Origin of the sequence: Prosthecobacter vanneervenii, assembly GCF_014203095.1 — a bacterium.
GTDB lineage: Bacteria > Verrucomicrobiota > Verrucomicrobiia > Verrucomicrobiales > Verrucomicrobiaceae > Prosthecobacter > Prosthecobacter vanneervenii.
Window position 1 is genome coordinate 145334 of sequence record NZ_JACHIG010000013.1, and the last position, 22605, is coordinate 167938.

Below are 22605 nucleotides of genomic sequence, written 5' to 3' on the forward strand. Positions count from 1 at the left end.
CTGACAATTCTCCGGCTGCGGCTTGATGGCTCTTTGACATTTCCGTTATCATTTCTGTGCATGAAGACCTCCACGTCACTGCCTTTGCTTGCCGCATTCACCGTCATGGCTGCGGCACTGGCCGTGGCTCAAAATGAAGGAAAGCAGCCCAAGGGGGAGCGCGGCAACAAAGGCAAGGGGGCAGGCCCTGGAGGCCAGGTGGAGCCTGCGGTTGTTCCGCCGTATCTTTTCAATGTCTGGCTCTGCCGTCCTGGGGCGGAATCCGTGACCCTGAGCGTGCTGGCCTGGAAGGACATGGAGGCTTTTGTCTCCTATGGTGCCAGTCCGGCGGCGCTGACGCAGCGCTCCGCCGTCGTGAAACTCGCAGCGGGAGAGCCGCAGACGATTGTGCTCGGGCCGTTGAAGCCAGACACCGCCTATGTCTATCAGCTGACTTATCGCATCGGCGGCGGCGAGGCGGTGCGTGATGAAGTGCGCAGCTTTCATACACAGCGTGCTCCGGCATCTGCCTTCACCTTCACGATGCAGGCGGACTCACATCTCGACATGAGCACAGACGTGCGCGTGTATCAGCAGACACTGGCCAACATGCTGGCCGACAAGCCGGATTTCATGATCGATCTCGGGGACACCACGATGGTGGACAAGTTTGGCAGCTTTTACACACGGGCGGAGTCGCAGTACAAGGCGCAGCGTTTTTATCTGGGGCGCATTGCGCACAGTGTGCCGGTCCTCCTAACACTGGGAAATCATGACGGTGAGCAGGGCTTTCGCCTCACCGGGCAGCCGGATTCGATGCCGCTGTGGTCCATCGCCATGCGGAAGAAGTATTTTCCCAACCCCGAGCCCGGCGGCATCTACACGGGGAATCCAAAGCCTGAGGAAGGCGCGGGCATGCTGCAGGATTACTACGCCTTTGAGTGGGGCAGCGCGTTGTTCGTCGTGCTGGATCCTTTTTGGTTTACGCGGGAACGCAAAAGTGAGGACAACTGGGACATGACACTGGGGGAGGAGCAATACCGCTGGCTGACGAAAACGCTGGAAGCGAGCAAGGCTCCGCTCAAGTTTGTCTTTCTGCATCACCTTGTCGGTGGACTGGGCAAGGATGTGCGCGGAGCCGTGACGCCTGCGCCTTACATGGAATGGGGCGGCAAAAACGCAGATGGCAGCGAGGGCTTCAAGCAGCACCGCCCAGGCTGGGCGATGCCCATCCATAAGCTCCTGGTCAAAAATGGTGTGAGCATTGTTTTTCATGGGCATGATCACCTTTTTGCCAAGGAGGAGCTGGACGGTGTCATCTACCAAGAGGTGCCTCAGCCCGGACACCCAAGCGGTGGCACGCGCAGCGCTGAGGAGTATGGCTACACGGGCACCATTCTTGGCAGCTCGGGGCATGTGCGAGTGATGGTGGGTCCGGGTGAAGCGCAGGTGGACTATGTGAGATCCATCGTGCCCGGAGTGACACGCGACGAAGTGCCCAATGGCTCCGTCGCGCACAGCTACAAGATCAAAAGAAAGTAGCACGAGATGCGCGCTCAGGCATTGATCGTCACACCAGTTCGAGAATGCCAAACGATGCTGGGACGTGGAAATCTGGTCGCTCTGTCTGTGGATTGACCCAGGGCATCCAGCCGGACTGCACGGAGCCATCGGGCCTGTGGCTAAATTCTGCACGGTAGAGTCCGGCATAAAATTCGCGGCTGTCGGCTTTGAGCACCTGGAGCGTTCGCAGCGTGTCCAAAGGGATGCTGCCCGTAACGGTGTAGCGGTTTCCCATCATCTCGGCTGAGAGGCTCAAGCCCGCGCATCGCCAGTCCCAGTTCATTTCACGGTAAAAATGGGCTTCGTAGTCGAGCACATCTCCACGAGGGGACATCTCAAGACAGAAGTAGGGCTTCAAGCTGAGATCGGGCGACAGGAAAATTTCCACGCGATCAGACCCAAGCACGCGCTCTTTTGCATCGGCTCCATCTGGAAGCACGATGTCGTCATCGTGGCAGTCAAAGCGGAAGTGAAGGTGTCTTTCATCCCACAAGGCGCGGAATTCGGTGAACGGGGCCGCGTTCTCTTCCCAAGGAAAGGAAAAGTCGGTCAATGATTCGGCCATGGACCAATCGAGGGCGGAGGAGGAGGTGTGGCGGACACGGTAGCGTTTCATGAGGCAGCTTTGGCAAGCACTCGCTGCATTTCAATGACGGCTGGAAAACTGTCTGCCAACGGAGGCGTTGATAGTGGATGAAATGGATTTTAGCCTGCCTGCCTGCATTGACTCTGATGGCGGAAGACGTCATCGTGGTGCCCGGTAAGTTGCATCTCGGAAAGCCGGGGCAGTTTGAATGGGAGGAGTTCAAGGACAGGGCTGTGGACGCCGAGCGGCTGGAGAAGCATTTTGAGGCCAGGGCAAATACCTCAGAGCAGACGCTGCGCATCTGGCAGCGGGATGTGAAGCTTGGCTGGCCTGTCTTTTTGAATGGCAAAAAGCTGGGGGCCTTGGTGACGGCCGAAACAGCGATGGAGAGCCTTCTCGCGATCCCGCCAGGGACTTTGCAAGATGGGAACAATCTGCTGGTGATCGAGGCGCCTACGGCTCTGGATGACATCGAGGCGGGGCCCGTGATCATCGCGCCGAAGACGAGTGCTGAGCTGCTCAGCGGTGCTCAGGTGGAGGTTACAGTAACCGATGGACAAAGAGGAGACGAACTGCCCTGCAGGCTGACGGTGACGCGTGCGGATGGAACCTTGCAGCCACTGAGAGCCAAGCCAGCCGGAGATGTGGCCGTGCGTGTGGGGGTAGTTTATACGAGAAATGGAAAAGCCAGACTCTCTCTGCCGCCGGGGGATTACATTCTCCATGCAGGGCGCGGCTTTGAATGGGGCGTCAGTCGTGAGGCGCTAACTCTTCAGGAAGGAGAGAGTAGAAAGGTGGCGGTCAAGCTGCGGCGCGAGGTGGATACCAAGGGCTGGATCGCGGCAGACAGCCACATTCATACGCTGACTTATAGCGGGCATGGCGATGCCAAAATCGAAGAGCGCATGCTTACCATCGCGGGGGAGGGGATTGAGCTGGCGATCTCCACGGATCACAATCATCACACAGACTATGCACCGCAGGCCGCCAGCATGGGCGTGGCAAAGAGCTTCACGCCGGTGATCGGCAATGAGGTCACCACCAAGCACGGGCATTTCAATGCCTTTCCCATCGAGCCGGGCGCACGTGTCGTGAATCACCAGCAGGAGGACTGGGCCAAGCTGCTGCCGGATATCCGGGCCACTCCTGGCGTGAAGGTGATCACGCTGAATCATCCGCGTGACCTGCACAGCGGCTTTATCCCGTTTGGCGGCATCCAGTTCAATCCGAAGACGGGCAGGCACCGTCAGGCAGAAGCGCTGGTCGGCATTGATGCGATGGAGGTGATCACCTCGGCCGCCATGCAGTCTGACATTCACCTGCTTTATCGCGACTGGTTTGCGCTCCTCAACTGCGGTCATCGCATTGCGGCAGTGGGTTCAAGCGACAGCCATGACGTGAACCGCTTCATTCTCGGGCAGGGGCGCACCTATGTGGCCGCGAAGGATGCGGATCCGGCCAACCCCGATCTGGATGAAGTCTGGCGCAGCTACAAGGAAGGGCGGCTGCTGGTGAGCCTGGGACTGCTGGCTCAGCTCAGGGTGGATGACAAGTTCACCGTGGGAGATCTGGCGACAGGGCTGAAGGAGAAAGTCAAAGCAGAAGTCATCGTATCAGGGCCTGCATGGACGCAGGCGGACCACATCGAACTCTTTGCCAACGGCACTCTGATTCGTGAGCAGAAGATTGAAGACAACCACCGTGCGGGTGAAAAAGCGCGCATCGTGTGGGAACTGCCAAAGCCCGCCCATGATGTGCATCTGGTGGTGATCGCGACGGGGCCGGGTGTCACCGAGCCGTTCTGGGAGATCCCCCGGCCGTACCAGCCGAGCAGCAAGAGCTTCATTCCTCGTGTGGTAGGTTCGACGAACCCGATCTGGCTGGATGCCGACGGCGATGGGCGCTTTGAGCCTGCGGTCGAGATTGCCCGGCGGTTGATCCAGGAAAATGGCGGAGATCGTGAGAAAATTCGTGAGGCATTGAAACTTTGTGACGAGGCCGTGGCGGTCCAGGCGGAGTCTCTGATGGAAAAAAGTGACCCATGATTTTTGTCCAAAGCTGCGGTAAATCTGACTTCACAATCCACCATGAGCACACCCACCCCCTCCTCCGACCTCAAGCGCCGTTCCTTTCTGCGCGCCGCCTTCTCTGGTGCCCTTGTCACGCCCGGTGTCATGAACGCGGCTGAGGTGGAAAAAGCCATCGCTACATCAGAGGGTCATTTTCATGAGCAGGCGCGGGATCTGCCGCTGGTGGAGGATGCAGACGTGATCGTCTGCGGAGCCGGACCGGCCGGTATTGCGGCAGCCATCACGGCGGCGCGAGCCGGGGCACGGGTTCGCGTCTTTGAATGGCGCGGCTGTCTCGGCGGCGTGTGGACTGCGGGACTGCTGGGGTATCTGCTCGACTTCGACAAGCCGGGCTTTAACCAGGAGCTGCTGAAGCGGCTGGATGAGCGTGGCATGCGCCGTGGGACCAGCCACAAGAGCATCTGCTACGAGCCGGAAGGCATGAAGCTGCTGCTGGAGGAGATGTTTGTCGAGGCGGGCATCAAGTTCCAGCTTCACACCCATGTGTGTGCCGCCTACCGAGACGGAAAGCGACTCACGACGGTGGTGACGGAGTCCAAATCGGGCCGACAGGCCTGGAAGGCGCCGGTCTTCATCGACACCACTGGAGATGGCGACCTCGGCGCTCTCGCGGGTTGCTCCTTTGAGTATGGCGAGGCAGACGCCTGCCCCTGCCAGCCCATGTCCCTCAATGCGCTGCTGGTGTGCAAGGATGTCGCGGCTTTGGAGGCGTTCATCCACAAGTCTGACCCCAGCAAGGCCGACGGTGTGGCCAAAGACGCGTTTCTGGCGGAGATCAAGCGTGCGGGACTCTTCCCCTCCTATGCCAAGCCCACGCTCTGGCAGGTGCGGGACAATCTGCTGCTGGTGATGATGAACCACCAGTATGCTGTGCCCTGTTTTGATGCGGCAAAAATCACCGAAGCCACGGTGCAGGCCCGGGCGGAGATGAACAAGATCGTGAACGCCCTGCGCAAGCTGGGCGGCCCCTGGGAGGCCCTGCAGATTGCCGCCACGGCAGAGCAGATCGGCGTGCGCGATGGCAGACGCATTGCCGGACGCTACACCGTGACGAAGGATGATGTGGCCGCCGGTGCGCGCTATGACGATGCCGTGGTGCGCCCGACCTTCAGCGTGGACATCCACGCCCTCAGTGCCGACATGAACAAGAAGACCGCTTATCACAACGCGGGCATCAAAGTGAAGCCGTATGACATTCCGCTGAGGGCACTGATCGCAAAGGATGTGGACGGCCTGATGATGGCCGGTCGCAACATCAGCGGCGATTTCATCGCGCATGCCAGCTATCGCGTGACGGGGAACTCGGTGGCCATGGGCGAAGCAGCCGGTGTCACCGCCGCGCTGGCAGCTACCACCAAACGCCTTCCCCATGACGTGCCGTGGAGTGAGGCCGAAGCCAAGCTCAAGGCGCTGGGGCAGCGCGCCTAGCTACTTGCCGGTGCGTTTGCGTTTCGCTTCCTGCTTGAGAAAGAGGGGCTCCAGATTTTCGTGAACCCAGGCAAAGGCCGCTTCCAGCCCCTCACGCTGGTAGATTACACCGATGTCCGCCTCCACAGCGGTGGGGTTGCCCGTGCAGGAGAGAAACTGATTGCAGGTGAAGCGCATCTTCATCTCGGCATCCACCTTGCCCTGCTGCTTCAGGATAAAGCTGCGGACGTAAAGCTCCAGCACGGCATCGCCGATCCAGGCGTTTTCGCGCAGGCGCTGAGTGAGGTCGAGTTCTGGGAGTGATGCCATGAGCGAATCATCCAGAGCGAGCTTTGGCTCAAGTTCAACCGTGGATCACTTCGTGCCGCCAGCGAGAGCCGTGCTGTTGATCCCTTGGAAATAGGCGCTCACCCAGGAGTGCTGCTGGCGGGTAGTGGTAATTTTGAATGAGTTGTTGTCTTTGTCGAAAACCACAGCCGATTTGGCCTCGCCTGCCGAAAGGAGCGAATCGATGTCTTTCAGGACGACATCAATGTTCATGCCCGGCTTGTTGAGGGCATAGCTTTTGATCACCACTGCTTTGTCGTCGTGGTCACGAAAGATCCAACGGCCCTGCTCCAGACCCATGACGAGCCCGTTGGTACGGCAAAGTGCCTCCAAGACTTCAAAGGGACTGGCACGAACACTGAATGTGACCAATTTCTTGCTGGCTGTGCTGTCCTCGGACAGTGAGACGAAGTTAATTCCGGCATCCGTCGCCAGATAGCGTAGCACGTCGCCCAGGTTTGCTTTGTTGAAGTCATACTGTCGCTGACGGGCTATGCGAAGTTCCGCCGCCTGAGACTCGGCAGTGTTCATCGCTGGCTTTGCAGCTGTGCCAGAAGCCTGGCCTTTTTTTTCCGGGCTTTCGGCAGAAACTGGAGTGAGCAAATAAGATTGGCCATCGCTGCTGAGCTTGTGATGGGCCAGTGAGGCACAATAGTACAGAGCTTCGGAAACCGGGACGTTTTTGAGCGACAGGGTGATGTTTGCTTCTTGTGCAGCGCCAGGCTTGATCAGGATGTTGACTCCCTTTTTTTTAGGATCGAGTTCGCGGGACTTGATGCGAATAAACTCGCAACATTCTGTCAGGGTGGCCTCGCGAAAGGTAATATCTGGAATGACGATTTTTCCGGCCGCAGGAGCGTGGGGCACCTCTGTTGCTGTTGACCGTGCTGTGGGAAAACTCTTTGCCACGATGACGGCGTAGGGCTGGATGCTCATTTTCATGCCGGCGAGCTCGACGACATATCGCAGTGCTTCGCCCAGAGGCACATCCTTGAGGTCGAGTGTGATGTTTGCCTTGGAGGGTGAAATGTCCTGTCTGAAAATGATGTTTACGCCCCTCTGGTTGGAAGCTTGAGTGGTGACGTCCATGTCACGACTTTTAACGCGAAGATATTCGAGCGCTTCTTCCACCGTGGCCTCTTGAAAACGGACGGTGGGAATGATGATCCTATCCAGCTTGTTTTGGATGTATTCAGTTGGCGTGGCCGTTTTGGGGGCAGAGGCATCCAGCATGTAGTTCAAATTAAGCGCCTTGGACGCAGCCGCTTCTTCCTGGGTCCCGAAATAGATGCCGCCAAAAGGATGCCCGTCCTTGGAGTAAAAAGTGACATGCGGCAGCCCTGGCTGCGGATGGGGATGGACGAGGACGACGCTGCCCCTGCCTTTTTTGATGGCGGCTCTCTGTCGCGGGTCCACCGGAGTGGGGTCGGAGTTCTTCACGGTGATGAACAGAGAGACATACGCCTCCTCCTCGCTGGCTAGCTCGTAGTCAACCGCCACAGTGATTGACTCTGCTGTTGTCTGCACTGAGTGAATGCGGATGGAGTCGCCGGCTTTGAAGGAAGCCTGGCCGAGCGTGAAATCCCTCGCAGGCTCCGGCTTTTGCGCACGGGTGATGCCAAAGAAGGTCATGACAATAATACATGCGTTGATGATGGCTTTCATGAGTGGGTGTGGGTTGTGACGAACGGCGATCAACTGAATGCGCGTGCGCAGCGCAGAGCCGCGTTGAAAAATGCCGACAAAGCCAAGGCTCAAACCGCGCGGACAAAAAGCGGTCTCGACTTTGAGCAGGGCATGGCCGTATTCCACGCGGCTGGCAGCAGGGGCGTTGTGGAGCACCTGGGCATCACAGGCGGCCTCGCGGTCAGCCCGGATTTTGAAAAATGCAATCCACAGCAGGGGATTGAACCAATGCAACGTCATCAGCACACACATGAGGGCATTGAGCTGGAGGTCGCCGCGTTTGATATGCATGAGCTCGTGCTTGAGCACCAGGCGGGTTTCGACGGGTGTGAAGTCGCGGTCAAACTCCACAGGCAGGAGCAGTGTGGGCCGCAGCAGACCGGTGACGGCAGGGCTGCTTACATTGCAGGCGACGACAAGACGTGGCACATGGCGGAGACGCATTTCGAGCGCGATCTGTGCGAGCGTGGCCACGAGTTCTTCACTGGCGGGCTGACTGGCGCGTCTTAAACGGCCAAGTGTGAGCACGAATGAGATTCCGCCCAGAATAAGTGTGCCCGCCGCAACGCTGATCCAGCTGAAGAGCATCATGCTTTGCCAATGGATGGGCTCAGGCATCGCTCTGGCTGACTCAAAGATCACTGGAGCGAGCTCCTCGGCAGGAGCCATGTCTGAAGGAATGATCTGCTCAAGTGCAGGCGTCGGTGCCTTCTGGAAGACGTATTCAATGCTCCAGCGGCTTTGCGGAAAGACTGGCATCAGAAGCACCACCAGCACCGGAAGCCAAAGCGCATGCCGCATTCGTGCGGTGAGCTGCCGACGAAGCACTGCCTGCGCCAGCAGCACCACAAGCGTGAGAATCGATGCACGAAAACTGGTGGCGAGCAGCCAGTCGAAGATGTTGGCAAGCGTGTTCATGGTGGATCAGGAGTTGAGAGACTGGTCGAGCAGCTTTTTGAGCTCCTTCACCTCCTCGGCGGTGAGCTTGCTGTTCTGGGCGAAGTGCACGAGCAGGGGCTTGGCCGCGCCGCCGAAGATGCGCTGCATGAAGGACTCGCTCTCGGCATGCACGCAGGCCTCGCGCTTCACGGCTGGCAGAAAGGTGCGGGTGCCGCTGGCATTTTCGGCAGTCTTGAGCGCCCCCTTTTCCACCAGCCGCGTGAGCAGGGTGCGGACGGTGTTTTCCGCCCAGTTGGTGGAGGAACGCAGGGCCTTGGTCACTTCAGATGCAGTCTTCGGGGACGACTCCCAAAGAACCTCCATGATGGACCATTCAGATTCGGAGATGTCGGGTGCGTCTGGCATGATTAAAAGGAATAAAATGCATTTCACTACATTTGTCGTGAAATGGCAACTACAAATGTAGTGACGGCGGCATTCGTATCGCTATCAAGGCCCGAATCCTGCTGCCTCGGCGGTTGACACCCACCCCCCCCGGCAGTAATCCTGTTTCCCCTCAAAATACAAAACTAACTCAAACAACATGGTCAAAATCGGCATCAATGGTTTCGGGCGCATCGGCCGCCTCGTGTTTCGCGCAATCTGTGACCAGGGTCTCCTGGGCAAGGAAATCGACGTCGTCGCCGTGAACGACCTCGTGCCTGCTGACAATCTGGCCTACCTCGTCAAGTATGACTCCACCCAGGGCAAGGCCAAGGAGGAAGTGTACTCCAAGAAGTCCAGCCCTGATGTGGCTGAAGACGACATCCTTGTGGTGGACGGCCACGAGATCAAATGCCTCGCTGTGCGTGAAGGCCCCTCCGCCCTGCCATGGAAGGCACTGGGCGTGGACATCGTGATCGAGTCCACCGGTCTCTTCACTGAGCGCAGCAAGGCCCAGGGACATATCGACGCAGGTGCCAAGAAGGTCATCATCTCCGCCCCTGGCAAGGATGAGGACATCACCGTCGTCATGGGTGTGAACCATGAGAAGTATGACGCCTCCAAGCACCACGTGGTGTCCAACGCCAGCTGCACCACGAACTGTCTTGCGCCGATCGTGCACGTGCTGCTGAAGGAAGGATTCGGCGTGGCCGAAGGCCTCATGACCACGATTCATTCCTACACCGCCACGCAGAAGACCGTGGACGGCCCGTCCAAGAAGGACTGGAAGGGTGGCCGCAGCGCTGCCATCAACATCATTCCTTCCGGCACCGGTGCCGCCAAGGCCGTCGGTCTGGCCATCCCTGAAGTGAAGGGCAAGCTGACCGGCATGTCCTTCCGCGTGCCGACGCCGACGGTTTCCGTGGTGGACCTCACCGTGAAGACGGAGAAGGAAACCAGCTACAAGGAAATCTCCGCCGCCATGAAGAAGGCCAGCGAAACCTACCTCAAGGGCATCCTGAACTGGACCGCCGACGAAGTGGTGAGCACCGACTTCATGCACGACCAGCACAGCTCCATCTTCGACGCCGGTTCCGGCATCGAGCTGAACAACAAGTTCTTCAAGCTCGTGAGCTGGTACGACAATGAGTGGGGTTACTCCAACCGAGTTGTCGATCTCGTGAAATACATTGTGAGCAAAGGCCTGTAATCTAACCGAACACAGACACCCTTTAAAGCCTTCGACGGGCCGGCTCACATGAGCCGGCCCGTTTTGCGTTCCTGCTCATCCATTCTTTTCCCATGAACCTCTTCTGCTCTTTCCAACCATGTCCCTTCTTTCACAACTGCGCCTCCTGCCCAGACCCTTCTGGGTTCTGGTAGGCGCGACTTTCGTCAACCGGTTCGGCGTCTTCGTCGTGCCGTTTCTGGCGCTCTTCATCACGCGCAATGGCCACACCACGGCGCAGGCGGGCCTCGCTGTCGCCGCATACTCGGTGGGTGGTTTTGCCGCCGCCTGGATCGGCGGCTGGATGGCTGACCGCCTCGGGCGAAATGTCACCATGGCGGTCTCCGCTCTCGCTGGAGCGGTTTGCATGCTCGCCATGTCCCAAGCGGTGGACTGGCGCACGCTGGCGCTGCTGTCCTTCATTACCGGGGCCATCAATGAGGCCGGGAGCCCGGCCAGCGCAGCGCTCGTACAGGATCTGGTGCCGCCGGAGCACCGCGTCATCGCCTATGCCGTACAGCGCTTTGCGGTCAACCTTGCCTGGTCTCTCGGACCCGCTACAGCAGGCTTTCTGGCGGAATATTCCTTCTTCTGGCTCTTCGCCGTTGATGCCGCCACTTCGGCCTTCTTTGGCATCATTGCCTGGGTTTGCCTCCCCCGGGGCAGGCGCACAGCACGCGAGCACGCAGGCTGGGGGCATGCGTGGCAGTCCATTAAAAGCAATCACGCCTTCCTGGCCCTCTTCGCCGCGTGCATCTGTACGGCCTGGATTTTCCGGCAGACCAACACCACCTTCCCGCTGCACTTTGAGCGGAACGGCCTGCCGCTGCACGACTGCGGCCTCGTGCTGGCCCTGAACGGCGTCATGATCTGCCTGTTTGAGCTGCCTCTGGCAGTGAGCCTGCGCGCATGGCCGGTCAGGCAGGTGCTGGCACTCGGTTACGTCCTTATGGGCATCAGCTTTCTCATCTTTCTCGTCAGCGGCTCGCTCACCGCCTTTGTGTTCATGATGGTAGTGTTCACTCTTGGCGAGATGTCCGCCTTCTCGCGGCAGCAGGCCTACTCCGCCAGTCTGGCACCAGAGGACATGAGGGGGCGCTATGTGGGCTTTCTCAGCCTTGCTTGGTGCACAGGAAATACCGCCAGCTCGGCGCTGGGAATGGCGCTCTATGATCAGCACCCCGGGCTGCTCTGGGGCATCAATGCCGCTCTTGGTCTGGCTGCGGCTCTGCTCATTCTTTCCACCCGCAAAATCTCCTCTTATGAACTCTGAAAAAACATCCGCCAATGCGGCTTTGAGCGCCGTTCTGGCCTTTGGCCTCTGGGGGGTGTTGCCGGTGTACTGGAAGCAGCTCGGCCACCTGGGCAGTGATGTGGCGCTGGCCCAGCGTGTGGTGTGGACCTTGGCTACGGTGATGCCGCTGCTGATGCTGCGTGGCGAGTGGTCTGGCTTTCTTCGCTCTTTACGAAATGCACGGCTCCTCGGCGCCCACGCATGGTCTGCTTTTCTATTAGCCATCAATTGGGGCGTCTTTGTGTGGGCCGCCCAGCATGGTCGCATCATCGACTGCAGCCTTGGCTACTTCATCAATCCGCTGCTGAATGTGCTCATCGGCAGCCGGTTGCTCGGAGAGAGGCTGACGGGTCTGCAAAAGCTCAGCATCTTCTCCGCAGCATGCGGGGTGCTGACGCAGCTCGTGCTTGTGGGGCGTTTTCCATGGATCGGCCTGCTGCTGGCGGGGAGCTTCGCTCTTTACGGCCTGGCGCGTCGGCGTTCGCCTTTGGGCTCTTTGCCCGGGCTGGCCATGGAGACAGTTGTCGGTGTGCCGGTGGCGCTGGTCTATCTGATCTGGGCGCAGCAGAGCAGCCTGCCCATATGGGGCACGGCCTCCGCACATGACCTGCTGCTCATCATCGGTCTCGGCATCATCACCACTATTCCGCTGCTGGGCTTTGCGCATGGCGCGCGCCAGCTGCCGTTTGCCCTGCTGGGCGTGCTGCAGTTTTTGGCACCCACCGGTCAGTTTCTGGTGGGCGCTCTCCTCTACCATGAACCGGTAGGCACAGGAACCCTGCTCTCCTTTGGCCTTATCTGGCTCGGAGTGCTGCAGTTTTGCGGCGATCTCTGGCTGCGAAAGCCCGGCAAGGCCTGAGAAGCCTCACGGCCTCGCGGCCAGCGACAGCTCGATGATCTTCGCGCAGAGGTCCGGGAACTCGATGCCCACGGCCTTGGCAGCTTTGGGCAGCAGGCTGCTGCTCGTCATGCCGGGGATGGTGTTCACCTCCAGCACAAAGGGGGCTTGATCGCTGTCCCGCAGCATCACATCCACACGGCCATACACCTCGGTGCCGCAGGATTGGAAGGCCTTCAGCGCGGCGTCCTGCACAGCTTTGGTCACCTCGGGGCTCAGATTGGCTGGGCAGTTGTAGTTCGTTTTGCCCGTGCCACCCATCCACGGGTACTTGTTGTTGATGTCGTAAAAGCCCTCCACGGGTTCGATGTGGATGATGGGCAGCACCTGATCGCCAAGCACGCCGACGGTCAGCTCCTTGCCAGCCACGTAGTCTTCGATCAGCGTGTCATGGCCAAACTTCTTCGCGTCTTCCAGGGCAGACTCCAGTTCAGCCTGAGTGTGGCAGATGTGCACGCCCACGCTGGAGCCTTCACGTGGCGGCTTCACCACCAGTGGCAGGCCGATGGCAAGCGGCTGGCTGCCATCCAGCGGGTAGGTCTGCGAGCGTGGAGTGGGCACACCAGCGGCGATGAAGCGCTCCTTGCTCAGCAGCTTGTCAAAGGCGATTCGGCTGCTGGCCACGCCGGCGCCGGTGTAGCGGATGCCCCGCTGCTCTAGGATCGACTGGATCTGGCCGTCCTCGCCAAAGGTGCCATGGATCAGGTTCATGGCGATGAAGACATCTCCCGGCACCTCAAAGTCCGGTCCGGTCACGTCCACCTCCACGACGGTGGCTCCCTTGCTGCGCAGCGCCTCCGCCACGCTTTCGGCGGTTTTCAGGGAGACTTTGCGTTCAGAGCCTGGGCCGCCCATCAGCAGGGCGATTTTTTTGTTCGTGAGGTCGAGCATGGTGTTGCAGATATGGAATGAGGAGGCCGGATTGGCAAAAGGAATCCTGGCAATGTCCGTGCCATCCGCCATGTCTTTCTCCCTGTCACCATCATGATGATTCGTCTCCTTTTCGCCTGTCTTCTTGCGGCCTCGCTCCGGGCTGCGGATTACGATCTGCTTATCACCCATGCCCGTATCGCGGATGGGAGCGGCGGTCCTTTGATTGAGGGATCGGTGGCGGTCAAAGAGGGACGGATCGCAGCGGTGGGGCAGGTGCAGGGCATCGCCTCCGACGTCATTGATGCCGGCGGCAAAATCGTCGCGCCTGGCTTCATCGATGTGCATACCCACTCAGAGGACATCTGCCGCAATCCGGTGGCGGAGAACTTTCTGCGGATGGGTGTCACGACAATCATCACCGGAAACTGCGGCCACTCCCGCACGGATGTGGGAAAATTCTTCCAGGAAATCGAGGAGTCAAAGGTGGCGCTCAATGTCGCCACACTGATCGGCCACGGTTCCGTGCGCGAGCAGGCGATGGGCGGCAGCTTCATCCGCGCTCCCAATGACGAGCAACTCGCTGCGATGAAGGGGCTCGTCGATCAGGCCATGACAGACGGTGCCGTGGGCATCAGCACAGGGCTGATCTATGTGCCAGGCTCCTTTGCCAAGACAGATGAACTCATCGCGATGGCCAAAGTCGCCGCCGCTCATGATGGCATCTACGTCAGTCACATGCGTTACGAGACCACGCGCATCTTTCAGGCGCTGGAGGAGTTCATCCGCATCGCACGAGAAGCAAATGTTCGCGCCGAGGTCTCGCACATCAAGCTTTCCGGCCCCACCGCCTGGGGAAAGGCCGATGAAGTGCTGAACGTGCTCAAAAAAGCCCGCGCTTCAGGACTCAAGATCACCCAAGACCAATACGCCTACACGGCCTCCAGCACTGGTCTGCGTCAGACGCTGCCGGACAGTGCACTGGAAGGAGAGCATGCAGACTTTGTCGCACGTATCGCAGATCCGAAGCAAAAAGCCGAAATCATTGCCAAGATGGCCGAGATGCGCACCCGTCAGGGACGAAAGGATTACGGCTACGCGGTGATCGCCCGCTGCAAAGCGGATCCCTCGCTCAATGGCAAAACCATCCCTGAGGCAGCCAAGATGAGGCGTGGTTCGGACACGCTCGAAGACCAGGTCGAGCTCATTTTGGAGATCGAAGCCCAGGGCGGTGCCAGCGCCATCTTCCACGGCATGAACGAGGACGATCTGCAGACCTTCCTCAAACACCCGCTGACCATGATCGCCAGTGACGGCGGTCCACGTCGCCTCGGTGAAGATGTCCCGCATCCGCGCAGTTATGGCAACAACGCGCGCGTGCTGGGCCGCTATGTCCGCGACTTGAAAATCCTCACACTCACTGAAGCCATCCGCCGCATGACCGCACTGCCGGCGCAGACCTTCCACCTTAAAGATCGTGGCATGCTCAAAACAGGAGCCCATGCCGACATCGTGGTTTTTGATCCGGCCAAGGTCAACGATCCCTCCACCTTCAGCGATCCGCATCACTATGCAGAAGGCTTTACGCATATCGTAGTAAATGGCGGAGTCGTCATCCGCGATGGCCAGCTCACCGAGATCCGCACCGGCGGACCGCTCCGCATGGGGCAGTAGTTACGGTTTGTCTGTCTCCGCTCCCAGGTGCCCGTTGCGGAAGAGCCATGAGGCCGATTGATACAGTGAGATGGCATCGTTCAGTCGACCCTGCAGAACATCCGACTTCTCCGGCGTGATCGTTCCTGCTTTGAGATCCACTTTGCCGAGGGTGAATTCCTGTTTTGGCTTCAGCATGGCAAAGTCACCCTGTGTGATGTAAGCGATCTTTTGGTAGTTCGAGACAAAGATGCGCTCTTTGTCCGGAGCGTAGCCTGGGGAGAAAACATCCTGGCCGAACGTGCGCGTGGTGTAGCTCCAGTTCATCAGGCCAAACAGCGTGGGCACCACGTCGATCTGGCTGCACAGCCGGTCATACGAGCGCGGCTGAATGAGCTGTGGATTCCAGATGATGCAGGGGATGTGATACTTGGTCACATCCAGTTCCATCTTTCCTGCGCTGCCATGGCAGTGATCTGCCACCACGACGAAAATGGTATTCGCAAACCACGGCTTCGACTTCGCTTTCTCCAGGAAGTCGCCGATGCACCAGTCCGTATATTTGACGGCAGCTTCGCGTGAGCCCTGCGGCATGTCGATGCGGTTTGCCGGGAAGGTGAAGGGGCGGTGGTTGGATACCGTCATCACATGCATGAAGAAGGGCTTGCTCGCTGCATGGTTGGTGTCTGCCTCCTGCATGGCCCAGCGGAAGAGATCTTCATCCGCCACGCCCCAGGCGTTTTGAAAAGTAATCTCGCTCTTCGGCTTCGTGCCGCGGTCGATCACCCGGTAGTTGTTGCGGGAAAAATAGGTGCGCATGTTGTCAAACATGGCATCGCCGCCATACACGTAGCTGATGTCATACCCGCGGCTGCGACACACGGAGCCCGAGGTGAAGAGGTTGGTATTCAGCGGCCGCCAGACGATCGACTGGCCCGGCGTCGGCGGCACACTCAGCGTCAGCGCCTCCAGACCGCGCACGGTACGTGTACCGGTGGCGTACAAATTGGTGAAAAGAATGCCCTCATCCGCCAGCCGGTCCAGATTCGGTGTCAGGTAGGAGCGCATCTTGAAGTTCACCTTAAAGTGGCTCATAAAGGCCGCGCTCAGGCTTTCCACAGAAACAAAGACGATGTTGTGCCTCTTCTCCGGACCCTCATGCTTGATCACACGCCGCAGATCGCGCGGGTCTGCACTGGCCGCCGGAGTGTCGGTCAGGATGAGAAGCTCCTTCGCACGCGCCAGCGCCTTGTCGATGTCCTGCCTGAGATAGAAGCGTTCGAATTCGATCTCGCTTTCCCAAAAGGCTGCACACCAGGCATAGGGGCCGTTTTTGGCCAGCTCACGATTGAAGTTGTTGCTGAAGCGTGGGAGCTGCGACTGGGAGAAGAGGTTGGAAATGCCCACCACGAGCGCAGCGATGCCCAGCACTGGTAGAATGCGCAGCCTCCAGGCACTGTCTCCAGCGCATACCCAGCGGATGCCTCCCAGCCGCCACGCCGCCCATACCACACCAGAACCCGCCAGCGCCAGCGCGGCGTAGATCAGCGGCATGGGATAGGATTGCTGGATGTTGTCGATCACCTCCTGGGTGAAGACGAGATAGTCCACCGCGATGAAATTAAACCGCACCTGAAACTCATCCCAGAAAAACCATTCCGCCACGCCGATGAAGATGAACACCACGGCATACAGCAGCAGGAGAAATGACACGACCCATCGTGCTGCTTTGCTGCGCCAGAGCGCCGTAGGCAGCAGGGCCGTCAGCAGAAACCACGGCACAACCGCATGGCAGGCCGCCAGCATGTCATACCACAAGCCCAAGCCAAACGAGCCAAACAGCGAGGCGTCCCATGCGATGTCATGCCGCCCTTGAACCATGAGCGCGACACGGGTGAAAAACGCCACTGTCAGAAACAGCGCGATGATCAGCAAGGCACCTCGGGCTAAAGACGAACGGGGGCTCAGTCGCATAATTGACACATGCAAAAAACTCGGGTGAACGCTTTCGTTGGCTGGGCAAAAGCTGGGCGGCGTACGAAGTGGCAGGAGGTGATTCAGTTTCAAGGTTCAAAATGCCTAGCCAGGATGAGAACCTGCTTAAGAACGGTTTTATGACCACAGACGACGGCCTCATCCTGACGACGTCTTTTTCAATCATGTTCCATGATCCCGCTGGAGAAGTTCCATGGGGCTGAATAACATGCGGCCTCCTATGAAGCCCTCCCTCCTGCTCCTAGCCACTGTCGCTTTCAGTTTTAGCTGCACCCGTGCTGCGGACGGCATCCCAGCCTCTTACCCGCTCAAAAAGTGCGTCATTTCAGACGAGCCCTTTGGCGGCGAGATGGGCAAGCCGGTCAAAGTCACACACGAAGGCACGGACGTGTACCTCTGCTGCAAATCCTGCCTCAAGGACTTCAAAGCTGACCCCGCCAAGTACGTAAAAATGGTCAAGGACGCTGCCGCGAAAAAGTAAGCCTTTTTACAGACGCTGACCCACCCACTCGCCCATGCCTCGCGCATCGGCTTCGGTCACATTTGCCTCGCGCTGGCATTCCTCTGCGCTGAACTCTGTTCGCGCAGCGATTCGTCCAGCTTTCCAGACATGCACCTTCGACGGATACGGCCCGACCTTGCGTGGGTCGCTCCAGGTATGGATGCCTAGAGTCTGCGGATTGACCGCCGCAGCAATGTGCATCGGGCCGCTGTCCACACTGACACAGTATTTTGCCTGCCGCATGATCCAGATCAGCTCCGGCAGCGAGGTCCGCTGGCTCCAGTCTTGGATGTGCGTACCCGTGGGTCGGGTCGGATCTGATGTCATGCCCACCAGCACCACTGGGTGAGGGGCCAGGGCATCACACAGCGCCTGCAGGGCAGAATTGGAAAGCGACTTGCCCTCCCCGCGCGACCAAGGATGAACCGCGACAAAGCTCTGTGCAGGTTGTGTCCAGCCGATGGGAGCCGAGCCCGGAGCAAGCTCAAAGGCAATGTCCTCAGCCTCGATCTTGATCCCCAGTGCACGCGGCAGCTCCAGATAGCGGTCCACAGCATGCGCTCCGGCGTCCACGGGCACAGTGTGGTTGTAAAAGAAACGCGAGCCTTCACGCGCATCGGAAAGCCCGACGACTGTTTTTGACCCACGCCAGCTGCTGACCAGGCCGCTGCGCATCAGGCCCTGGAAATCAAGCACGATCTCCGGCTCCTCACGCGGCAGTGTCATCCAGGTGCGCCGCCAGACCCAGAAGCGCGCCAGGCCAGCGAGCCCCCGGAAGGTCTTGCGCGGAAAGGGGATCACCTCATCGAGCAGCGGGCTGCCCTGTAGAATGGGCGTCCACTCCGTGTTGGCCAGCCAGCGGATTTTCAGCCTGGGGTGGGCATCTCGCAGCGCCTTCACGGCTGGCAGGGTGTGCACGATGTCCCCCAGAGAACTGGGTTTGACGATGAGCGCGGAGCGGAAATCGCGCAGGCTGGGAAGCTGGCGCGGGGCGGCGCTCATTTGCCGAGGGCCAGTCGGTCTGCCAGCAAAGAGGGCAGGCCGGCAGCGCGGATTTTAGCCTGCGCGGTTTCGATGTCGTACTCCAGCCGGCGGATGGAGATTGTCTGCTCCTGGGCATCGTAGATCGCATAGGAGGCTCGCCAGTCGCCGTCTCGCGGCTGGCCCACACTGCCCACATTGATGAAATACTTCACGCCACGCTGAAGCGTGATGTCGGTGCCACGGGCAGCACGAACGGCGTCATCTTTCTCAAAAATGCGCGGGACGTGCGTATGACCGTAGAAGCAAACCTGGGTAAACTGGTAGCTGAAGCTGGCCATCGCATCAAAGCGGTTGGTCACGTAGCCCCAGTTGCCGGGGGAATCCAGCGTGGCATGCACGATGGTAAAGTCCCGCACCTGACGCACCAGCTTGAGGTCTCGCAGCCACTGTCGCTGATCTTCGCTGAGCTGTTCACGCGTCCAGAGCAGGGCGTTCTGGGCCAGGGGATTGAGTTCCTCCAGGGAGCTCTCGCTGGCAGCTCCCTCGTCGTGGTTGCCACGGACCACAGGGCAGCCCAGATCCTGCACGGTCTGCAGGCACTCGGCTGGGTTGGCGGCGTAGCCGACGATGTCGCCCAGACAGACATAATTGGCACAACCCTGCTCCTGCGCGTCCCACAGAACGGTCTGCAGGGCTTCGAGGTTGGCGTGGATGTCTCCAAAGATGGCGAATTTCATCGGCTGATGGTTGGCGTCGGACACCCCACCTTCGGGACATGAGCAGGGAAATCAAGCAATTCAGTATCAGAAACATCCCCTGACCAAGGGGGGCTCCACCACTGGAAAAGCAAACGGGACGGATCACCCGATCCGCCCCGTCGCTTGATAGGAGTCCAACAGCCAGAAGAACCACTACGTGAAATTTTCGACTGAACCGTTACCGGTTCGTTGTCTGAAGGTAGTCTTCCACATTTCGAAAACCTTGAGTCAGGTGGTCGTAAATGAGTTGTAAGGACGCTGTGAAAACACCTCGGGGACAGTGTTATTCTGTCTTCGTGAGTCTTTCGTAGTACCTAAATTCCAGCCCTTCACTCTCAGCAACGACTTCCTTGAGCTGGAACAGGTCTTCGAAGGGGGGGAGCAGCACATCTCCTTCGTAGGGCTGGGAAATCCAGGTGAGATACAAGCCATCGCATCGTGGCAGCAGTTCCTCAAAAACCCGTGCTCCGCCGATCACAAAGACAGTCTCGGCATCACCGCAGACCTGGGGCAGTTCCGCAGCACTGCGAATGACCGTGACGCCTTCTCGCGGAGCCATGGTGCTGCTCAGCACGATGTTCTGGCGCCCGGGCAGCGGCTTGCCGATCGAGTCAAAAGTGGCTCGGCCCATCAAAATGGGGTGCCCGAGCGTCGTGCGTTTGAAAAACTTCAGGTCCTCTGGGTAGTGCCACGGTAGTTTGCCATCACGCCCGATGACGCGGTTGCTCGACATGGCGACGATGGCGATAAGGCGCATGACAGTGAAAAAGCGGCTGCTTACCAGAGATCGATCGGCTGATGAGGTTCCGGGCGGATGATCTCAGTGCCGGGAATCGTCTCGTTAAAACGGTTGGTGAACCACATCTGCGCGGGCTCCTCGCCGTGCACGAGCAGGAGTTTCTTGGGCTTCACCTTCTCAATGTACTCGGCAATCTGTTCGCGGCTGGCGTGGGCGCTGAGGTCAAAGCTCTCCACGCGCGCCCGCAGTTCCACGGCGGGCTTGTCTTTGCTGAGCTTGATCTTGGTGCCAGGGGCGGCATTCCGCACCTTGTAGCCAGGGGATTCCGGATCTGTGTAGCCCACGAAGCAGACCGTGTTGCGTGGGTTATCCAGGAAGGTCTGCGCGAAAATGTTGGAGACCGTGTTCTCCGTCATCATCCCGCTGGAGAGCGCATACAGGGTGCGCGAGTTGGACTCCAGTTCCACCCGCTTCCGGTTCTTGCGCGGCACCAGCATCTTCATGTCATCCAGCAGGCGGAAGCCCGGATAGCTCCGACGGCTGCGGGAGGCATAGTGATCATACAGCACGGTGATCTTCGTGCTCAGCCCGCCGATGTACAGAGGCATCTCGGGGATTAGTCCCTCTTGGTGCAGCTCGTGCAGCATCAGCATCACCTCCTGCGTCTTCCCCAGGGCAAAGACGGGGATCATCACCGCGCCGCCCACTTCGTGCGTTTCACGGATAACTGAGGCAAGGCGCTCCTTCTCGGCCTTGCGGGAAAAGTCCTCCGGCCGTGCATAGTCGCCACGGGTCGTTTCGGCGATCATCACGTCGATCCCGCTGGTAGGGAAGTCGGCCGCACGGCAGATCGTCTGCGCCTCAAAGTTCACATCTCCTGTGTAAAAGAGCGTGTTGCCACCTTCGCGGATCAGCACCCCGGTGGATCCCAGGATATGGCCGGCATCAAACATCGTGGCCTCCAGATTGGTGTCCGGAATTTCAAACGGGCGCTCAATATCCCGGTAGATCCACATGGCGCGGATCTCATCCAGCTCACGGTGGGTGAAGAGCGGGTACTCCGGGATGCTCTCTTCAGTGCGCTGCTTCGTCATCACGTTGACGGAGTTGTGCAGCATGGCAGAGGAAAGCTCCCCCGTGATCTCGGTCATCAGCACCGGAGTGTCTTGCTGTCGGCGCTGCAGCAGGGGCAGCGAGCCGATATGGTCATGGTGCGCATGAGTGATGATCACCGCATTGGCAGCCTTGTTGGGCAGGGGGCCAAAGTCTGGGGCGGCTTTGTAGCCTGCCATTTTAGGATGCATGCCGGAGTCCAGCACGACACGATGTTCCCCGGCTTCAAGCAGGTAGGAGTTGGCACCGATCTCACGTCGGCGGGTCAGATTGCGAAAGCGCATGCAGTAGATCTAAAAAAGGGGGAGGCCGATACTAGGGGCATACCCATGTTCCACAAGGAGAAGTTCACCCCTTGACCTCCACCCGGCGGCCGGCGAGCCGCGCAAACAGCGTGGAAGCCACGATCAAGGCGGCTGGAATGGTGGGCGGAGCCCAGATCAGACGAGATTGGAAGGCCAGAAAGCAGACGACCAGCGCCGCAAAGACGCACAGCAGACCGCGCAGCACCGCCTTGGAGCGTGGAACGAAAAACACCAACCACACTCCCACCAGACTGGCAGCACCCCAGGCGATCCACTGCGCCCACTCAGGCAGCAGTTGCAGACGGGGCATGGACAGTACCTGCGCCAGCGCCTGCGCATGCAGGCGGGCCAGTCCGCCTGGAGAATCGTCATCCGTGCCGATCACGATCATTTTGCCCCCCGACAGACTGGCCTTGTCTTTGGCTGAGAGCGCCTCAGCCAGCTCCGAGGTCATCAGGTTCAGGGCATCTACTTCGGGGACTGGCAGCTGCATGTTGACGGTAAACTCAGCACCTGGGGAAAGCGGCACAAAGCTGCCGTTGGCCAGAAAGGCTCCTGCTCCCGGTCCCAGGAGAAGTCGCTGAGTGGCGTAGGGGGTCTTGGTAAAGCGTGCCACGGCCTGGGCCAGCACCGTCGGCAGCAGATGGTCTCCTTCCTGCAGGGCGTAGGCCACCTTGCCCGGCGTGCTGGCGTTTTGTGGCAGCGAGATTCCCAGTTCGGCCTGCCGTCGCAGCAAATCATCTGGCGCAGAGATCAGCGCTCCTAGAGGTGGCACGGGAGTCATGTCCCCCAGGACTTTTTCAAACTTTGGCAAAGTGGCATCCAGTCCGCCTAGGAAAGCCGGTGCATCACGGCTGGATGCCAGTTGCGCCTCCACTCCCAGCACGGTGCTTGGCAGGGGTATCAGGGCTTGAGCAGCCTCATTGACAAATTCAGGCGCGGGCCGGCCCCAGAAAAGTGTTTCTGGGATCACGACCACGGCGGGGTCATAGGTTTGCAGGCCTTTGAGAACCATCTGCCAGTCCAGCGGGCGCGGTGGCCACCCGGCGTATTCAGCCTTGTCAGCGGCCCGCATCTTCACCAGCACAACGGGTGCAGATGCCGCCGCATTGGCATCCACGGCAAAACGATCCCGTGCATTGGCCACGAGGAAGTCTAGAAACACCTCATCCACCCGCTGAAAGCGCCCTGCGTGCTGCTCGCGGTCCAGCCACCAGCCGAGGCTGGCCAGCAGGACGACGAGGAGCAGGGCGCGAATCATGACAGGCGGTGCCCGGAGGATCG

At 59.4% G+C, this 22605-nt stretch carries 19 protein-coding genes; 8 read left to right on the forward strand and 11 right to left on the reverse strand.

Features of this window, described 5'->3' with window-relative positions:
* Positions 1–60: 60 nt before the first annotated feature.
* Positions 61–1521 carry a purple acid phosphatase family protein gene (locus tag HNQ65_RS23270; protein WP_184343590.1) on the forward strand — a complete coding sequence of 487 codons (1461 nt, stop codon included), beginning with the start codon at positions 61–63 and terminating at the stop codon, positions 1519–1521.
* 28 nt (positions 1522–1549) lie between these two features.
* Here HNQ65_RS23270 and HNQ65_RS23275 read toward each other — a convergent pair whose 3' ends face one another.
* Positions 1550–2158, reverse strand: a complete 609-nt coding sequence (locus HNQ65_RS23275) for a carbohydrate-binding family 9-like protein (RefSeq protein ID WP_184343592.1) — start codon at positions 2156–2158, stop codon at positions 1550–1552.
* Between the two features lie 77 nt (positions 2159–2235).
* Here HNQ65_RS23275 and HNQ65_RS23280 point away from each other — a divergent pair, with 77 nt between their 5' ends.
* Positions 2236–4173 (forward strand): CehA/McbA family metallohydrolase, encoded by a 1938-nt coding sequence (locus HNQ65_RS23280; RefSeq protein ID WP_184343594.1) that lies wholly within the window; start codon positions 2236–2238, stop codon positions 4171–4173.
* Positions 4174–4215: 42 nt separating this feature from the next.
* Positions 4216–5646: an FAD-dependent oxidoreductase gene (locus HNQ65_RS23285; protein ID WP_184343596.1), complete on the forward strand. Its 1431-nt coding sequence runs from the start codon at positions 4216–4218 to the stop codon at positions 5644–5646.
* Here HNQ65_RS23285 and HNQ65_RS23290 read toward each other — a convergent pair whose 3' ends face one another.
* Genes HNQ65_RS23290 through HNQ65_RS23300 form a run of 3 tightly spaced genes read right to left on the reverse strand, consistent with a single transcriptional unit; the run spans position 5647 to position 8964 of the window.
* On the reverse strand, positions 5647–5955 hold the full coding sequence (locus HNQ65_RS23290; RefSeq protein WP_184343598.1) for a ribonuclease III domain-containing protein: 309 nt from the start codon (positions 5953–5955) through the stop codon (positions 5647–5649).
* Positions 5956–6000: 45 nt separating this feature from the next.
* Entirely contained in the window at positions 6001–8577 is a 2577-nt protein-coding gene (locus HNQ65_RS23295) for a M56 family metallopeptidase (protein WP_184343600.1), read from the reverse strand.
* Between the two features lie 6 nt (positions 8578–8583).
* Positions 8584–8964 carry a BlaI/MecI/CopY family transcriptional regulator gene (locus tag HNQ65_RS23300; protein ID WP_184343602.1) on the reverse strand — a complete coding sequence of 127 codons (381 nt, stop codon included), beginning with the start codon at positions 8962–8964 and terminating at the stop codon, positions 8584–8586.
* 178 nt (positions 8965–9142) lie between these two features.
* On the opposite strand from HNQ65_RS23300, the gene gap reads away from it, so the two are divergent.
* The 3 genes from gap (at position 9143) to rarD (ending at position 12363) form a co-directional block, all read left to right on the forward strand.
* Entirely contained in the window at positions 9143–10192 is a 1050-nt protein-coding gene (gene gap, locus HNQ65_RS23305; protein ID WP_184343604.1) for a type I glyceraldehyde-3-phosphate dehydrogenase, read from the forward strand.
* A gap of 118 nt (positions 10193–10310) precedes the next feature.
* Positions 10311–11483 carry an MDR family MFS transporter gene (locus tag HNQ65_RS23310; protein ID WP_184343605.1) on the forward strand — a complete coding sequence of 391 codons (1173 nt, stop codon included), beginning with the start codon at positions 10311–10313 and terminating at the stop codon, positions 11481–11483.
* On the forward strand, positions 11473–12363 hold the full coding sequence (gene rarD / locus HNQ65_RS23315; protein ID WP_184343607.1) for an EamA family transporter RarD: 891 nt from the start codon (positions 11473–11475) through the stop codon (positions 12361–12363). Before HNQ65_RS23310 ends, rarD begins: the two co-directional genes overlap by 11 nt.
* Positions 12364–12369: 6 nt before the next feature.
* On the opposite strand, the gene HNQ65_RS23320 is transcribed toward rarD, so the two are convergent.
* A complete protein-coding gene (locus tag HNQ65_RS23320; protein WP_184343609.1) occupies positions 12370–13293 on the reverse strand; it encodes a D-alanine--D-alanine ligase in 924 nt (307 codons plus the stop codon).
* Between the two features lie 93 nt (positions 13294–13386).
* Here HNQ65_RS23320 and HNQ65_RS23325 point away from each other — a divergent pair, with 93 nt between their 5' ends.
* Positions 13387–14946 (forward strand): N-acyl-D-amino-acid deacylase family protein, encoded by a 1560-nt coding sequence (locus HNQ65_RS23325; RefSeq protein ID WP_184343611.1) that lies wholly within the window; start codon positions 13387–13389, stop codon positions 14944–14946.
* On the opposite strand, the gene HNQ65_RS23330 is transcribed toward HNQ65_RS23325, so the two are convergent.
* Positions 14947–16899 carry an LTA synthase family protein gene (locus HNQ65_RS23330; RefSeq protein ID WP_184343614.1) on the reverse strand — a complete coding sequence of 651 codons (1953 nt, stop codon included), beginning with the start codon at positions 16897–16899 and terminating at the stop codon, positions 14947–14949.
* A 241-nt stretch (positions 16900–17140) separates the two neighbouring features.
* Here HNQ65_RS23330 and HNQ65_RS23335 point away from each other — a divergent pair, with 241 nt between their 5' ends.
* Positions 17141–17401, forward strand: coding sequence for a hypothetical protein (locus HNQ65_RS23335; protein WP_184343616.1), 261 nt, complete (start codon positions 17141–17143; stop codon positions 17399–17401).
* Between the two features lie 6 nt (positions 17402–17407).
* On the opposite strand, the gene HNQ65_RS23340 is transcribed toward HNQ65_RS23335, so the two are convergent.
* From HNQ65_RS23340 to HNQ65_RS23360, 5 genes are all read right to left on the reverse strand, one after another.
* Positions 17408–18424 carry a glycosyltransferase family 9 protein gene (locus HNQ65_RS23340; RefSeq protein WP_184343618.1) on the reverse strand — a complete coding sequence of 339 codons (1017 nt, stop codon included), beginning with the start codon at positions 18422–18424 and terminating at the stop codon, positions 17408–17410.
* Positions 18421–19143 (reverse strand): metallophosphoesterase family protein, encoded by a 723-nt coding sequence (locus HNQ65_RS23345; RefSeq protein ID WP_184343620.1) that lies wholly within the window; start codon positions 19141–19143, stop codon positions 18421–18423. Before HNQ65_RS23345 ends, HNQ65_RS23340 begins: the two co-directional genes overlap by 4 nt.
* 304 nt (positions 19144–19447) lie before the next feature.
* The gene (locus HNQ65_RS23350; RefSeq protein WP_184343622.1) at positions 19448–19921 is read right to left on the reverse strand and encodes a dihydrofolate reductase; all 474 of its coding nucleotides are present in this window, start codon (positions 19919–19921) and stop codon (positions 19448–19450) included.
* A gap of 20 nt (positions 19922–19941) precedes the next feature.
* Positions 19942–21300 carry an MBL fold metallo-hydrolase gene (locus HNQ65_RS23355; protein ID WP_184343624.1) on the reverse strand — a complete coding sequence of 453 codons (1359 nt, stop codon included), beginning with the start codon at positions 21298–21300 and terminating at the stop codon, positions 19942–19944.
* Between the two features lie 64 nt (positions 21301–21364).
* Positions 21365–22582 (reverse strand): CHASE2 domain-containing protein, encoded by a 1218-nt coding sequence (locus tag HNQ65_RS23360; RefSeq protein WP_184343626.1) that lies wholly within the window; start codon positions 22580–22582, stop codon positions 21365–21367.
* Positions 22583–22605 lie beyond the last annotated feature (23 nt).